Raw genomic sequence first — 14603 nt, forward strand, 5'->3', positions numbered from 1 at the left:
TGCCGCCAGATCGCTGAGGGGGCACGCCGGATCGAAGAGCTTCACGGTCCAGGGGCTGCCGGTGCCCAAGGATCGGCGTAGTCGAACGATTCCGGGCGATCCGATCACGCCCGTCAGCTTCGTGCCGGTGCTTCGCACCGTCCTGGATACCGTCCCGGGTCCCGGAGGAGCCGGTTCACTCAAGGCCCCACTGCGCGCGCAGCCAGTCCGCCCACTCCCGGCCGCGCTCAAGATCTCTGCCGGTTATCGCCGGAAGGTCGAGGAACACGATCTGCGACACGCGTCGCCGGGTGCCGCCCACGGACCTCTCGTAGCCGATCACCCAACGGAAGATCGATCCGGGCTTCATCTTCAGCCGGTCCTCGTCCGAGACCTCCTCCAGAGGGATGACCGCATCCTCGCGCTCAACCGCATCTCCGGCGGTCAGGTCCAACAGACGCGCTCCGAATTCCTCGTCCCCGATATCGGTGACGTATCCCTCCCACTCCTGGAGGGCGTGAAGCGACGCGGCCGGAACCGGCGCGACGAGCCGCCGCAGGATGTCGACTCCGCCATTTCGCGGAACACGGATTCCCTGGCCCTCGCTGTGAGTCGGCTGCACGGGGGCGTTGGCCGAGAGCCCGAAACGGTCGGCCGTGGGCGAACCGTCGGCCGCGGGTGCCCAAATGGACCGAAGGCCTTGCTTGTGCACGGATCCCCCGGGGATGGCGCGCGATACGTCCGCATCGGAGGTAGGAGATGCTTCAAGCGGTTTCACCGTCAGTTCAACACTCACCGCCACCTGATCAGCCTCCCTGTCTCCCCGGTGCCGCGAGCTCGCAGGGTCTCCAATTCCTGGTCCAATGTCGGTCGGTCTGCACGTGACCGATGCGAACGCTCTTGCAAACGTTGTCCCGGAACTCCTTCGCCGGGAAGCGTCGCGCCAAACGCAACACGACACCCTCGCGCTCCCCGCCTAGCACGGACGGCTCGCGGTGGGCGTGCTCCACGAAGGCACGTGCCTCTCTCACCGAGGGGAAGACTCCCTTGAAGAGGACAGGCACCACGGGAATCGCCAGGCGCTTCGCGTACGCCTCCACATCCGCAAAGGCAGCAAACGCGCCGTCGCCGTCGCGAAGCGCAAACGCACGGAACGTCTCGTGCTCTGCCACGGGCTCGTAGGTGATGCTGTGCACTCCGTAGATATCCTCCCCGTAGAGGTAGACATCCGCCTCATCGACCTTCCATGCGTGGTGCTTCTTGACCATCGCCATCCACTTACCGCATGAGGGCGCCGCGATGCTACGCGAGTAGACCTCGCCGGCATGCAGCAGCGTGTTCCCTCCGTCGAGTTTTTCCGTCACGACCACGGATTCACCTAAGAATCGACCGGGATTGGAATGAACGGCGTCTGCGCGGCCCAAGCTCGGCGACCACGGCCAGTAGGGCGTGCCGGGGTACTTCAGCCCCCGCGGAACACCGGAATCCCTCTTCACTCGTCGTGCTCGCCTCGCCCCTTCGAGGCGTGTTGTGGACAAAGTTGACTGACCTCCACCCCCAACGCGTCCAGCAACCGGTCGTGTTCATCCCAATCGCTGTCCGTCGCATTCAGAACGACCGCGCGTGCGACCACCGCGACCGCAAGGAACTTCCGATCCGACGGGTCGAACGCATTCTCGGGTAGGACGTCGAATCCGCGGCGATCATCATCCGATGGAGTCACCTCAACCATCCTGACCCGATCATCCCGATACTGGTGGTTCAGTATATGTTTGTAGAACATGTCACCCACGCCAGGCATTCCCGACGGTCTCAGGTGTCGTCTATACTCATTCAAGATCGCGTGCCCGTCGTCGATCGCAACGATCTCCCGCGCGACCACCGATTCAAGCTTCTCCACGCAGGTCAACCGACACCTTCTGTCGGCGTGAGTTCCACGTCCGTTGGCCGCGATCGCGACGTTGGTGTCCACAACGTAAGGTGTCATTCCGTCTCTTCAATCTTGCGTTTCAGAGAGGCCTTGGAGATCGCCGCGATCTCGCCCATTTCGTCGCCAAAAAACTTGTCGGGCCAGTTCTCGATTTCACCCCACTCGTTGAGGAGCAGATCGGAAACCCGCGCTTCGCCTCGATGCGCGGAAACGAAGTACAACTTGACGTCTTCGGGCGAGGCCTGTCGTTCAGCCACTCGACGTTGCAGCCGCCGCATCAGGTGCTCGCTGTGGCTCTCGACCACGATCTGCACGTTTCGTGCTTTCGCGACGTTCAACATGAGGTCAGCCAAGCGACTCTGCACCGCCGGATGGAGATGGATTTCGGGCTGTTCCATCAGCACCGTTGAACCCTCCGGAACGTAATAGAGTAGCACTAGCACTGGAAGCACTTGAGAGACACCGAACCCAACATCGGTCAGTGATGTCGGCACACTCCAACTAGATGCTTTAGCCATCGCCCGATACAGATTAGTTCCCTTGGCAATCTCTTCCAAATGGAACTCGCGAATCAGTCCCAATCTGTGGAGCCAGTATGCGATCATCTCCTGGAACGTCTTTTTCCTCCTCCTGTATCCGAGACTCCAGTTTTTCCCTTGAAGCGTGGCGGCCAGCAGCGCGTCTATCGTACGCTCCCCACGCTGACCCACATCTTCAGGGCGTGAGCCAGCCCAGTGATATTCCCGTTTCGGATACTCGCGGAGGGGACCGAGGTAGTAGATCGAATCCATGAGGTTCTCATATGCCAACTCGAAATCACCCAGGAAAGCCGTATTCTGGTAATAGCTCCTTGCCTGAGTCGGGAACAGATGCGTCTTGACCGGTCGCGGTAATGGCCAGGCGCGGCCAGGGTTGCGAACAAACGAGAAAGTTGGCGTGTCTGCTAGAAGCCTGAACTTTTGTTTCGAGCTAGCCATTGGCTGCAGGAGGAAGTCGACATCATCGAATCGGTATCCCAGTTCACCGGGCAACAAGCGAGCCTTTTCGAAGCCGACTTCATACCGCGTCTGAAGCGTGTCGCCTTCGAAGAGGGGCGTGGAGGGTCGCCTCAACGGGTCTCGGATCGTCAACGTCTTGGGCAGCTTCCATTCGAGGAGCCAACGGATCACCTTGGCCTCGTCGTTTCGGTGAACGACGTCCGCGAAGGTTCCCAAGTTCACCAATTCCGTCTGGCCACCGAAATCGAGAACGACGTTTCGGTCAGTGGCATTCTTGGTCTGCTTGAGTAGCAGGAGCAAGTGGAAGAGGCTGCTCTTCCCGGCGCTGTTGGCTCCGAACAGGCCGGTCACTTTGCCGAACGTGAGATCGGCTTCTCGCCAGGCCTTGAAATTCTCCAGCTTCACGCGTGTCAGCATTCTCGTTGCTCCATTAAGGGACTCCATAGCCCGAACACGGGCCAGCGTCCGTGCGGCAGTGCAAGCGCTGGATTTCAGTTGGTCGCGACGGCTCGATGCGGGGCGTCGATCAAGGCACCGTTAACAGGTTGCGCCAAGCCTCTCACTGCTCGTCGGCGATCCGCGGGGGGCTCGCCGAGAACCGCAACCGAACTACTCGGCGACCCCCTTCTCGTGGAGTACCTCCCACACCCTGTTGGGCGTGATCGGGATGTCGAGGTGCGTCACGCCGAGGTGGGCGAGCGCGTCCACCACCGCGTTGGCGATAGCCGGCGGGGCTCCCACCGTCGCCGACTCGCCGACGCCCTTGGCGCCGAGCGGGTGATGCGGTGAGGGCGTGATCGTGTGCCCGGTCTCCCACGCGGGGGTCTCCATGGCCGTGGGGACGAGGTAGTCCATGAACGAGCCGGCGAGGTTGTTGCCGTCCTCGTCATAGGTCATTTCCTCGAACAGGGCGGGGCCGATGCCCTGCGTGAGGCCGCCGTGGATCTGGCCCTGCACGATCATGGGGTTGATGATGTTGCCGCAGTCGTCGACCGCGACGAAGCGGCGCACCGTCACCTCTCCCGTGCCGCGGTCGATGTCCACGACGCAGATGTACGTCCCGAAGGGGAAGGTGAGGTTGGGCGGGTCGTAGTAGTTCGTCGCCTCCATGCCCGGCTCCATCCCGTCGGGGAGGTTGGTGTAGGCGGCGAAGGCGCAGTCCTGGATCGTCACCGACCTGTCGGGCGCGCCCTTCACCGAGAACTTCCCGGGCTCCCAGTCGAGGTCCTCCTCGCTCACCTCCATCAGGTGCGCGGCGATCTTCGCGGCCTTGGCGCGGATCTGGCGCGCCGCCATGACTCCCGCGGCGCCGGCGGTCGGGGTCGAGCGGCTGGCGTAGGTGCCCAGCCCGTAGGGCGCGGTGTCGGTGTCGCCCTCCTCGACCTGGACGTGCGCGGCCGGGAGCCCGAGTTCCTCGGCGATGATCTGCGCGTAGGTGGTCTCGTGGCCCTGGCCCTGCGACTTGGTGCCGAAGCGGGCGATCGCCTTCCCCGTGGGATGCACTCGCACCTCGGCCGAGTCGAACATCTTGATGCCCAGGATGTCGAAGTCCTTGGACGGTCCCGCGCCCAGCACCTCGGTGAAGCTGCACACGCCGATTCCCATCAGCTCGCCGCGCTCGCGCTTCTCGGCCTGTTCCCGGCGCAGGTCGTCGTAGCCGATCATCTCCCTGGCCTTGTCCATCGCGGCCTGGTAGTCGCCGCTGTCGTACTCCCAGCCCAGCGGCGAGTGGTAGGGGAAGGCCTCCTTCGGGATGAAGTTCTCCTCGCGCAGCTGCGCCGGATCCTTTCCGATCTTGTGCGCCAGCGTGTCCACGACGCGCTCCAGGCAGTGCACGGCCTCGGTCACGCGGAAGGAGCAGCGGTAGGCGACCCCGCCCGGCGGCTTGTTGGTGTAGACGGCGTCGACCTCGGCGTACGCCTGGTCCATCTCGTAGGAGCCGGTGCAGATCGAGAACAGGCCGGCGGGGAACTTCGAGGGCGCGGCCTGCGCGTCGGCGTAGCCGTGGTCGGCGAGCGTCTTGATGCGGAGCCCCCGGATCCGGCCGTCGGCGTCGGCCGCGAGTTCGGCGTCCATGTGGTAGTCGCGCGCGAACGAGTCGGCCTGGAGGTTCTCCATCCGGTCCTCGATCCACTTGACCGGCTTGCCCAGCACGACCGAGGCCGCGATCGCGACCACGTAGCCCGGATAGACCGGCACCTTGCCGCCGAAGCCGCCCCCGATGTCCGGCGACACGACGCGGATCTTCTCCTCGGAGAGCCCCACGTGTCCGGCCACGAGCGCGAGCACGGTCCGGATCGCGTGCGGCGCCTGCGTCGTCATGTAGACGGTGAGGTGGCCCTCGACGGGGTTGAAGTCGGCCACGCAGCCGCACGTCTCGATCGAGGCGACGTGGATGCGCGGCACGTGCATGCTCTCGCGCACGACGACGTCCGCCTCCTCGAAGACCTTGTCGGTGGCCTCTTTGTCGCCGGCCTCCCAGTGCCAGATGCGGTTGTCGGTCTGGCCCTCCTTGTCGGTGCGGAGGACGGGCGCGTCTTCCTCGAGCGCCTTGAAGGGGTCGATGACGGGCTTCATGGTCTCGTAGTCGACCTCGACCGCGGCGACCCCGTCGGCGGCCGCATAGCGCGAGGTGGCGATGACGGCCGCGACCTCCTGCGCCTGGTACATGACGGTGTCCGTCGGGAGCACCATCTGGGTGTCCGACATGAGCGTCGGCATCCAGTGCAGGTTGTACGCCTCGAGGTCCTTGCCGGTGAGGACGGCGAGCACGCCGGGGACCTCCAGCGCCTTGCTCGAGTCGATGCCCTTGATCTTCCCGTAGGCGATCGGGCTGCGCACGATGTCGAGCCACAGCATGTCGGGAAGAACGATGTCGTCGATGTAGTTGCCCTTGCCCTGCAGGAAGCGCGGATCCTCCTTGCGCTTCATGGAGTGCCCCATGCCGCAGATGTCGGCGGAAGTCTTCGGTGCCATCAGCTGTCCTCCCCCGCGTCGGCGGCGGTAGCGGCGAGTTTGTCGGCGGCGTATTGGACCGCCTTCAGGATGTTCACGTAGCCGGTGCAGCGGCAGAGATTACCGGAGATGGCCTCGCGGATCTCGCCCTCGCTCGGGCTCGGGTTCTCCTCGAGCAGGGCCGCGCCGGTCATGAGCATGCCCGGCGTGCAGAAGCCGCACTGGAGGCCGTGCTTCTCCCAGAAGCCCTCCTGGAGCGCGTGCATGCCGTCGGCGCCGGCGAGTCCCTCGACGGTGCCGATCTCGGCGCCGTCCGCCTGCACGGCGAGGACGGTGCACGACTTGGTCGGCTTCCCGTCGAGCAGCACCGTACAGGCGCCACAGTGGGTCGTGTCGCAGCCGATGTGGGTGCCGGTGAGCCGGAGTTCGTCGCGGATCAGGTGGACGAGCAGCGTGCGCGACTCGACCTCGGCCGCGTGCGCCTCGCCATTCACGGTGACGCTGATCTGATGTGTCGCCATCGCTCTATCCTCCCGCTCGCGCGAGCGCTTGACGTATGGCTCTCGCCGTCAGCACGCGGGCCATGTTTCTCTTGTACTCGACCGAGCCGCGCCGGTCCTCGACGGGCTCGGTGACGTCGGCGGCGGCCTGGGCGGCGGCCGCGATGATGTCGTCCGCGTCGGGCGCGTTCGTGATCGCGTCGCGGACCCTCTCGATGGCGCCCCGCAGCCCGCCCGCCGGCACGAAGTCCGCGCCGAGGAGCGTCTCTTCGGCGGCGGTCGCGCGGATGGGGGCGAACCCGAGATTCGTGAGCCCGACGCCGGCCTTCGTCACCACACCGTCGTCGTCGAGGGTGAGCTGCACGGCGGCGCCCGCCACCGCGTAGTCGCCCACCTTCCGCTCCAGCTTGACGTAGGCGCCGCCGCTGTGGGCGGGCGGGACCGGGACGTGGATCTCGGTGAGGATCTCGTCCTCCGCCAGGGCCGTCATGAAGAGGCCGTGGAAGAAGTCGTCGATGCCGATCGTGCGCTCCCCGCCCGGCCCCGTGGCGACGACATGGGCCCGCAGCGCGAGCATCGTCGCCGGGTGGTCGTTGGCGGGGTCGCCGTGCGCGAGGTTGCCGCACACGGTGGCGCGGTTCCTCACGAGCGGGTCCGCGATCACGCGGGCCGTGTCGAGGAGGATCGGATAGCGCTCCGCCACCGCCGCGGATTCCTCCAGCTGGGCCTCGGTCACGAGCGCCCCGATGCGCAGACAGCCGTCCCTCTCCTCGATCGTGTCGAGTCCGGGGATGCGGCCGATGTCGATGATGTGGGCGGGGGAGGCGAGACGGAGCTTCAGCATCGGGAGGAGGCTCTGGCCGCCCGACATCACCTTGGCGTCGTCGAGTTCGCCGAGCAGGCCGAGCGCCTCGTCCAGCCCGCCCGGCGCGTGGTAGTCGAACTGCGGGGGAATCATGCCTCTGCCTCCTTCGCCTGGTCCGTAAGCGCGCTGGTGAGTCTTCCGACGAACTCCTGTAGCATCCGTTTGGACACGACCTGGGTCATGCCGCGGCCGAGCTGCGCGAGGATCCCGCTGACGGTGACGTCCGAGTCCATCGTCACCTCGCTCCCGCCGTCGGGAAGGGCCGCCACCCGGCTGTTCATCGTCATTTCGGCGGTGCCCATGCCGGCCTTGCCCTGGCCCCGCGCGCGGACGACCGCGGACAGCTCGTCCTCGTTCAACACGAAGGATACAGTGCCGGTGTACGCCGCCACGAGGGGTCCCACCTTGACGGTCATGCCGCCCTCCCAGGTGGTGTCGTCGATCCGCTCCGTGATTTCCGCCCCCGGCAGGAGTTGCGAGAGCTGTCTCGGGTCGGAAAGAACCGCCCACACGTCGGCGGCCGGCGCGTCGATCGTGAACCCTTCCTCGATTCTCATGCGGACTCCTCGGTGGTCGTCAAAGGGTCTTCGTCAACGACTGGGGCTGGTACCGCTCGACGTTGATCCGGTCTTCGCCCTTGCGCGCCTGCACGAGGTCGTAGCTGCTCTGCCGCCGCAGCCAGAACTCGGCATTGGACCAGCCCGCCTTCTCCAGCCGGATGGCCATCTCCGCCGAAATCGCCGCGTGACCGTTCAGGACGCGAGAGAGGGTGTGGCGGGCGACGCCGAGCACCCGGGCCGCCTGGGTGACGTTCAGGCCGAGAGGGTCCAGGCAGTTCTCCCGGATGCTGCGACCGGGATGAGGAGGACTCTTCATCGCCATGTTCACTGCCTCCGCTAATGGTAGTCGACCAGGTAGACATGACTGGCATCGCCAGCGTCGAAGCGAAAGATCATGCCGAGTCCCTCCGGGCTAGGCAGTGAGCATGGGAAGTACGGCTTCCAGCGATTCCGCATTGTGCGCGGAGACCAGCCGGTCGACGTGGGGCAGGGCGGCCTTCATGCCCTTCGCCTCCGGTCGGTAGCGGGGGTCTCCCATCAGGGGATTGAGCCACAGGACCCGGCGGGCGCGCCGCCGGATAGTGAGCAGGGCGGTCTCCAGGGACTCGATGTCACCCCGGTCGAGTCCGTCGCTCAGGATGAGCACCGTGGTGTCGGCGCTCACGGTCTCGCGCAGGTAGTCGTCGGCGAAGGCGAGCAGGCACTCGCCGATGCGGGTGCCGCCGGACCAGTCCTCGACGTTGCGGGCGAGGCGCTCCAGCGTGGCCGGGATGTTGCCGGTGGTGATCCAGGGCGTGAGCCGCGTCAGCGACGTATTGAAGGCGAAGCTCTCGACGCGGCCGGTGATGCGGCGGAGAGAGAGCACGAAGGTGAGAAGAAAGCGCGAGTAGGCATCCATGGAGCCGCTCGTATCGCAGAGCACGACCAGGTGCGGCCATTCGACCGCCCGGGCGCGACGCGCCAGTTCCATGAACTCGCCACCGCAGGCGAGCGAGCGCCGGAAGCTGCGGCGCATGTCCACGACCGCGCCGCGAGGGGCCGGAACCATACGGCGGCTGCGCCGCGTGGCGATGCGGCTCGCGAGTTGCGCGAGCAGGCGCTCCATCTCGGCGAGATCCTCCCGGGTACATTCGTCGAAGTTCTTGTGGCGCAGCAGCGCGCGTGGGCTGTAGCCGGGCCGCTCGCCCTCCGTCTCGGCGGCATCCGTATCCTGATCCTGTCCCGCCAGGCTGGCGTCCAGCTGGCGGCGGATGCGCATGATCGGCGGTTCGCTGTGCTCGTCGCCCCGCCAGCGTGTCCGCGGTGGGCGGTCCCCGCGGTCGTAAGCGGCGTCGGGGGACGCGGCGCGCCGCCAGAGCCGGTCGAACAGCAGGTCGAAGTCGGTCCACCAGCGGTAGGGGATCTTGAGCGCGGTGCGCAGTGCGAGCCGGACCTCCCGGGGGTCGCCGATGTCCACGAAGCGGAGGGCGCCGGCCGCATCGATCTCGTCGCGGAGCCCCACGGGCACGCCGAGTCGCCGCAGTTCGCCGGAGAAGCGGACCAGATGGGCGACGATCTCTCTCCTGGCCTCCCTCTCGGCCGCGGGGGCGGTCGCCGGCATCAGCTCGCCCGCGCCGCGGCCACGAGCGTGTCGATCTCGGCCGCGCGGAACTGGCCGCTGTCGTGGTAGTCCTTGACCAGACAGCCCAGCGTCTCGGAGACGATGTCCGCGTCGAGGTGGTCGCAGTGGAGGGTCACGAGCGCGCGCGCCCAGTCCAGCGTCTCCGCCACGCCGGGCGGTTTCATGAGACGGCGCCCGCGCAGTTCCTGCACGAGCCGCGTGATCTCGTCGGCGAGCGCTTCGGAGACGCCGGCCACCTTCGTGCGCACGATCTCGACTTCCTTCGCGAAGTCGGGGTGCTCGATGTAGAGGTAGAGGCACCGGCGGCGCAGTGCGTCGCCGATCTCCCGCGTCCGATTCGACGTCAGCACGACCAGCGGGCGGTGCGTGGCGCGGATGGTGCCCAGCTCGGGGATCGTCACCTGGAAATCGGACAGCACCTCGAGAAGGAAGGCCTCGAACCCCTCATCCGCCCGGTCGATCTCGTCGATGAGCAGCACCGGCGCCGCGTCGGGATGGGTGATGGCCCTCAGCAGCGGGCGCTCCAGCAGATAGCGGCGGCCGAAGATGACGTCTTCCAGCCGATCCGCGCTTCCATCGCCTCCATCGCCTCCATCGCCGGCTTCCATGCGCAGCCGCAGCAGCTGCCGCTGGTAGTTCCACTCGTACAGCGCGGTGTTGGCGTCGAGGCCCTCGTAGCACTGAAGACGGATGAGTTCGGTCTCCATGACGGCGGCCATGACCTTGGCGATCTCCGTCTTGCCGACGCCCGCGTCCCCCTCGACGAGGAGCGGCTTCTCCATCGAGCGCGCGAGGTGAACGGCGGTGACGATGGACGGCTCGGCGATGTAATCCAGGCCGCGCATCGCCGCCTGCAGCCGGCGGACCTCGGGCCTCACGCCGAGCCTCCCGCGGGGCTGGAGGCGTAGGCTTCCGGCGTCGCCTCGAAGCGGGTTCGGCAGCCTTCGCAGCAGAAATGGACCGGTTCGCCCTCGAAGACCGAGGAGGGCGCCCCGGCGACGGAGACCGTCATGCCGCATACCGGGTCGATGGCCCGCGCTTCGGAGGGGGCAGCATCGGCCTCGGCGGAGGGCTCGGCTGCGTCCCGCTCCCGCTGCCCCGCCGCCAGTTCGACGATTTCGGCGAGGATGCTGACGGCGATCTCCTCGGGGCTCTCCGCGCCGATATCGAGGCCGGCCGGTCCGCGCACGCGTGCGATCTCCTCTTCGCCCAGCCCCTCGGCGGCCAGGACGCGGCGCACCTCCTCCATGCGGGTGGGGGAGGCGATCACGCCCAGGTAGTCAGGTTTCGCGGCCGCCAATTCGACGAGCGCGCGCTCGTCGCTCCGCCCCATCGTCGCGACGAGCCCGCACAGCCTCGCTCCCCCGGACCGTCCGGCGTACCGGCCGGCGGCCCCGGCGAGATCGTCCAGAACTTCGTCCGCCGCGTCCGCGAGCGCCTCGTCTTCCGGCGTGGCGGCGACCGTCGTGTATCCCATCGCGCGCCCGAGACGTACCAGGACCAGGGCGATCGGAGAACTGCCCGCCACGAGCAGGACGGGGGGCGGCAGGACCGGATTGATGTGCACTTCCACCTTCCCTCCGCTGCTGCAGGACATCGGTACCTGAACGACGTCGTCGGGCCGCCCGGATGTCGAACCGAAGGCGAGCAACCGGGCCTCCCCGCGATCGAGCGCCTCCAGGGCGTGGCGGATCACCTCCGACCGGGTACAGCTGCCGCCGATCCAGCCGTGCATGCCTCCGCGCGCCGTGATCAGCGCCGTGTTGCCGGGCTTGCCGCTGGTGGGACTCTCGCTGCGCACGACCGTCGCGAGGGCGTACGGCCGGCCCTCCGCGCTCAGGCGCGCCGCGAGATCCACCAGATCCCTACGCATCGGCGAGTTCCCGCCGGGCAGACTCGTATTCGTCCGGCCGGTCGAGGTCCCGCAGCCGGCCGGCCGGCCAGTCCACGTGGACCGCGCGCTCCCGGTGCCGGCGCACGACCTCGCGCCCGCACCCCTGCTTCATGAGGGCGACTTCGTCGAACAGAGTCCGGTCATACAGGATCGGAGGCGCGCTGACCTCGCCGCCATAGGTCGACACGACCAGCGGCGCGTTCGTCTCTCGATAGCGCGCGACGAGCGTGCGCACCATGCGACCTGTCACGAATGGCATGTCGGCCAGCATCACGACGGCCGCCTCGGCATCGCCCGCGACCGCGGCGACCCCGGCCGCCGCCGAGGTCTGGATGCCGGCCGCATGATCGGGATTGAAGACCGGGACACAGGCGAGGTCCCTCACCTCCCGCTCGACCGCCTCCCGGAAACGTCCCGTGACGAGGATGACGGGATCGAGGTCTGCTTCCCCGGCCAGGCGCACGGCGCGCCTCACGAGACTCTCGCCGCCGATCTCCAGCAGGAGTTTGTTACGCCCCATGCGGGTCGACGAACCGGCGGCGAGGACGATCCCCGCGACCCGGCGCGCGTCCGGCGCCCGGGGGCTCACTCCTCCGTCTCCGACGACGTCCCGGCCTTCCGGAAGTGTCCGCAGGCGAAGATGCCCGGGATCTCGAACGGTAGCGGACCCAGTTCCCGGGCGTACCGTTCGCCGAGGTCCATCATCGCGATGCCCTCGACCGTGTCGAAGCCGGCCGCCGCCATCAGCGCGCTCATCCCGGCCAGACTGAACTCGGAGACCATCGGCTCGCCTCTCTTGGCCACGTATGCCTCCAGCGCCGCGCGCTTGCCGCGGTGCTCGGGCCACGCCGACGCGTCGTCGAGCATGTGGTCGAGGATGACCTCGGAGCCCGCCACCACACCCTCCGCGATGGAACCGGCGGTCGTCGCGATGACCTCCGGCGTCAGGTAGTATGTGAGGCCCAGGAGCGAGAAGAAGGCCCGCCGCCCGGGGTCGAAGTCCGATCCCGCCAGCGCCGCCATGACGGGCAGCTGCGCGAGATCCGCCGCCACGAAGTGCAGCCGCGGCGGCACCTGCAACCCAGCCCGCGCGAGCCGCTCCCGCTTCACCGCCTGCATGGCCGGAAGGTCGATCTCGAACACGTCGAGGTGCTCCATGAGGTCGGAGCGCCGGAGCGCGAACGAATCCAGCCCGGCGCCGATGATCACGTACTGGGTGATCCCGTCGCGGACGGCCGCCTCGAGCGCCTGCTCCGCATGACGGGCCCGGATCAGCACCCCGAGGATGGACGGCTGCAGGTCCCGGAGGAGCCAGCGGGACGCGATCCACGCGGCGGGGCGGATCGTCACGAGGAGGCGCAGGGGACGGCCGCACAGCCGGAGAGCGTAGGGGTCTTCCACGAGGCGGACGCGATCGTGCTGGTGATGGGCGCGGGCCGCCGCCACGAGTTCGGCCGTCGTGGCTCGTGTGTTCATCACTTGCCGATATCCCTCACGCTCACGCGCTCACGCGGATTTCCGTCGCCGGCGCCGGGGCAGCCCGCGCGCCAAGGCCACCCCCGACAGGATGACGGCGGCCCCGATCAGTTGCTGCCCGGTGGGCGTTTCCGACAGCCACAGCCACGCCGTCGCGAGCGCGATCACCGGCACGAGGTTCTGGTACACCGCCGTCCGACTCTGTCCGATTGTCCGCACGCCGCGCGACCAGAGCAAGTAGGCGAGCGCGATCCCGAACACCCCGGTGTACGCCGTCCCGAACCAGATTCCGGCCGGCATCGCACCCCAGTCGGCCCGCAGAAGGTCGGGGATTCCGGCGAGGACGATCACTGGCAGACCCGCCCACAGCGTCCACGCGGTCACCTCGAGCGCCCCGCGGCGCTTCGTCATCCGACGTCCGAACACGGTGTACGCGGCCCACGACACGGCGGCTCCGAGTACGAGCAGATCTCCGAGCCCGGCGCCGCCGACCTCCCGGTTTCCGCCCATGACGAGAATGGCCATCCCCGCCAGCGCGGTCACCGCGCCGCACAGGATCGCGAGGCTGAAGCGCTCCCTTCCCAGCGCGGAGGCGATCGCGAGCACCCACACGGGACTCGTGGAGAGGAGGAGCGCCGCGTTCCCCGTGAGCGTGGCGTCGATCCCGAAGACGAACAGGATCTGGAACGCGACGTGGCCCACCAGACCCAGCGCCGCCACCCGGCCCCATTCCGTGCGTGGCGGTAAGGCAGAACGCCCCGTGGCACGCAGCAGGACCAGGACGGCGAGCGCCGCGAACGGGAAACGCAACGCGTTGAAGCCGAGTGGGTCCATGTGCCCGAGGATGAGTTTCACGACCGAGAAGTTGATCCCCCAGATCACGGCCGTGAGCAGCAGGCCGAGATCAACCGTCAGGCTGTGTCGACGCCGCCGGACGGGCCGGTCACCCATCGAGTTCGTCAATCGCGCTCGCCGTAGGGATGGGGACGAGGGGGCCCCGGCCGAAACCCGGGGCGGGACAGGAAGAGTATATTCGGGGAGTACTCCGGGAGTCGAACGCACACCCTTTGGCGAAACGAGCGTCCCGATGAATGACGAGCTCATGACGCGGGCCATAGAGCTGTCGGAACGCAGCGTGGAGGCGGGCGGCGGGCCGTTCGGCGCCGTCGTAGTGAAAGACGATAAGATCGTTGCCGAGGGAACGAATCGGGTCACACTGGACAACGATCCCACGGCCCACGCGGAGGTTCTGGCGATTCGAAACGCCTGCGATCGTCTGAACACGTTCGATCTCGGCGGCTGCGAGATCTACGCCAGCTGCGAACCGTGTCCGATGTGTCTGGGGGCCATCTACTGGAGCCGGATGCGTCGGGCGTACTACGCGAACACCCGGGAGGACGCGGCGCGCATCCGGTTCAGCGACGAAGACATCTACGACGAATTCTCCAGACCCTTGCAGGAGCGCAGGATCGTCTCGCTGGTGCGGATCCCCTCCGACAGGGCGCTGGATGCGTTCGACCGCTGGATCCGCAAGCGGGACAAGACGCCGTACTAGAGATCGGCGACTTCCGGCGTTTCGAGAGCCCGGCCGGCCGGCGATAGGGAGATCTCCGCTACGGGCGCTCGCCCACTCGCCCATGAGTTGACATTCGACGGCCACCCCCGTAAGACTGCCCTGTACGACAACTCATCGAGACCGGCTGAGGGACAGGCCCTTTGACGCCGGGGCAACCTGTGGGAAGTGGCATTCCCGCAAAGGTGCCAACTCCTGCGGTGGACTCGCCGTCCACCGTAAAGATGAACCGCCCGCCGCCTTTCAGGTGGC

At 67.4% G+C, this 14603-nt stretch carries 16 protein-coding genes and 1 riboswitch; of the genes, 1 reads left to right on the forward strand and 15 read right to left on the reverse strand.

Features of this window, described 5'->3' with window-relative positions; all coding sequences use genetic code 11:
• Nucleotides 1-175: 175 nt before the first annotated feature.
• The 15 genes from ACOQPP_RS02030 to ACOQPP_RS02100 form a co-directional block, all read right to left on the reverse strand.
• Nucleotides 176-691: a hypothetical protein gene (locus tag ACOQPP_RS02030; protein ID WP_420635769.1), complete on the reverse strand. Its 516-nt coding sequence runs from the start codon at nt 689-691 to the stop codon at nt 176-178.
• A gap of 94 nt (nt 692-785) precedes the next feature.
• Nucleotides 786-1349, reverse strand: coding sequence for an RNA ligase family protein (locus ACOQPP_RS02035; RefSeq protein WP_420635770.1), 564 nt, complete (start codon nt 1347-1349; stop codon nt 786-788).
• 122 nt (nt 1350-1471) lie between these two features.
• Nucleotides 1472-1966: a hypothetical protein gene (locus tag ACOQPP_RS02040; protein WP_419165528.1), complete on the reverse strand. Its 495-nt coding sequence runs from the start codon at nt 1964-1966 to the stop codon at nt 1472-1474.
• Nucleotides 1963-3324, reverse strand: coding sequence for a DUF3696 domain-containing protein (locus tag ACOQPP_RS02045; RefSeq protein ID WP_420635771.1), 1362 nt, complete (start codon nt 3322-3324; stop codon nt 1963-1965). The genes ACOQPP_RS02040 and ACOQPP_RS02045 overlap by 4 nt, the downstream gene beginning before the upstream one ends.
• A gap of 192 nt (nt 3325-3516) precedes the next feature.
• On the reverse strand, nt 3517-5883 hold the full coding sequence (locus ACOQPP_RS02050) for an aerobic carbon-monoxide dehydrogenase large subunit (RefSeq protein WP_420635772.1): 2367 nt from the start codon (nt 5881-5883) through the stop codon (nt 3517-3519).
• Entirely contained in the window at nt 5883-6383 is a 501-nt protein-coding gene (locus tag ACOQPP_RS02055; RefSeq protein WP_420635773.1) for a (2Fe-2S)-binding protein, read from the reverse strand. The genes ACOQPP_RS02050 and ACOQPP_RS02055 overlap by 1 nt, the downstream gene beginning before the upstream one ends.
• 4 nt (nt 6384-6387) lie before the next feature.
• Entirely contained in the window at nt 6388-7320 is a 933-nt protein-coding gene (locus ACOQPP_RS02060) for an FAD binding domain-containing protein (RefSeq protein WP_420635774.1), read from the reverse strand.
• Complete coding sequence (locus ACOQPP_RS02065) at nt 7317-7784, reverse strand: CoxG family protein (protein WP_419165533.1); 468 nt, start codon at nt 7782-7784, stop codon at nt 7317-7319. Before ACOQPP_RS02065 ends, ACOQPP_RS02060 begins: the two co-directional genes overlap by 4 nt.
• Nucleotides 7785-7803: 19 nt before the next feature.
• A complete protein-coding gene (locus ACOQPP_RS02070) occupies nt 7804-8109 on the reverse strand; it encodes a HigA family addiction module antitoxin (RefSeq protein WP_420635775.1) in 306 nt (101 codons plus the stop codon).
• 90 nt (nt 8110-8199) lie between these two features.
• Nucleotides 8200-9387 carry a vWA domain-containing protein gene (locus ACOQPP_RS02075; RefSeq protein WP_420635776.1) on the reverse strand — a complete coding sequence of 396 codons (1188 nt, stop codon included), beginning with the start codon at nt 9385-9387 and terminating at the stop codon, nt 8200-8202.
• Entirely contained in the window at nt 9387-10286 is a 900-nt protein-coding gene (locus ACOQPP_RS02080; RefSeq protein WP_419165536.1) for an AAA family ATPase, read from the reverse strand. The genes ACOQPP_RS02075 and ACOQPP_RS02080 overlap by 1 nt, the downstream gene beginning before the upstream one ends.
• Nucleotides 10283-11281, reverse strand: a complete 999-nt coding sequence (locus tag ACOQPP_RS02085) for an XdhC family protein (RefSeq protein WP_419165537.1) — start codon at nt 11279-11281, stop codon at nt 10283-10285. Before ACOQPP_RS02085 ends, ACOQPP_RS02080 begins: the two co-directional genes overlap by 4 nt.
• Entirely contained in the window at nt 11274-11891 is a 618-nt protein-coding gene (locus ACOQPP_RS02090) for a nucleotidyltransferase family protein (RefSeq protein WP_419165538.1), read from the reverse strand. Before ACOQPP_RS02090 ends, ACOQPP_RS02085 begins: the two co-directional genes overlap by 8 nt.
• Nucleotides 11888-12778 carry a class I SAM-dependent methyltransferase gene (locus ACOQPP_RS02095; RefSeq protein WP_419165539.1) on the reverse strand — a complete coding sequence of 297 codons (891 nt, stop codon included), beginning with the start codon at nt 12776-12778 and terminating at the stop codon, nt 11888-11890. The genes ACOQPP_RS02090 and ACOQPP_RS02095 overlap by 4 nt, the downstream gene beginning before the upstream one ends.
• Nucleotides 12779-12808: 30 nt before the next feature.
• Nucleotides 12809-13741 carry a DMT family transporter gene (locus ACOQPP_RS02100; protein ID WP_419165540.1) on the reverse strand — a complete coding sequence of 311 codons (933 nt, stop codon included), beginning with the start codon at nt 13739-13741 and terminating at the stop codon, nt 12809-12811.
• Between the two features lie 124 nt (nt 13742-13865).
• Between ACOQPP_RS02100 and ACOQPP_RS02105 the strand changes: the two genes are divergently transcribed.
• Nucleotides 13866-14333 (forward strand): nucleoside deaminase, encoded by a 468-nt coding sequence (locus tag ACOQPP_RS02105; RefSeq protein WP_419165541.1) that lies wholly within the window; start codon nt 13866-13868, stop codon nt 14331-14333.
• A gap of 129 nt (nt 14334-14462) precedes the next feature.
• Nucleotides 14463-14582, forward strand: a riboswitch (SAM riboswitch).
• Nucleotides 14583-14603 lie beyond the last annotated feature (21 nt).

Origin of the sequence: Candidatus Palauibacter sp. (assembly GCF_965222475.1) — a bacterium.
Classification (GTDB): Bacteria; Gemmatimonadota; Gemmatimonadetes; order Palauibacterales; family Palauibacteraceae; genus Palauibacter.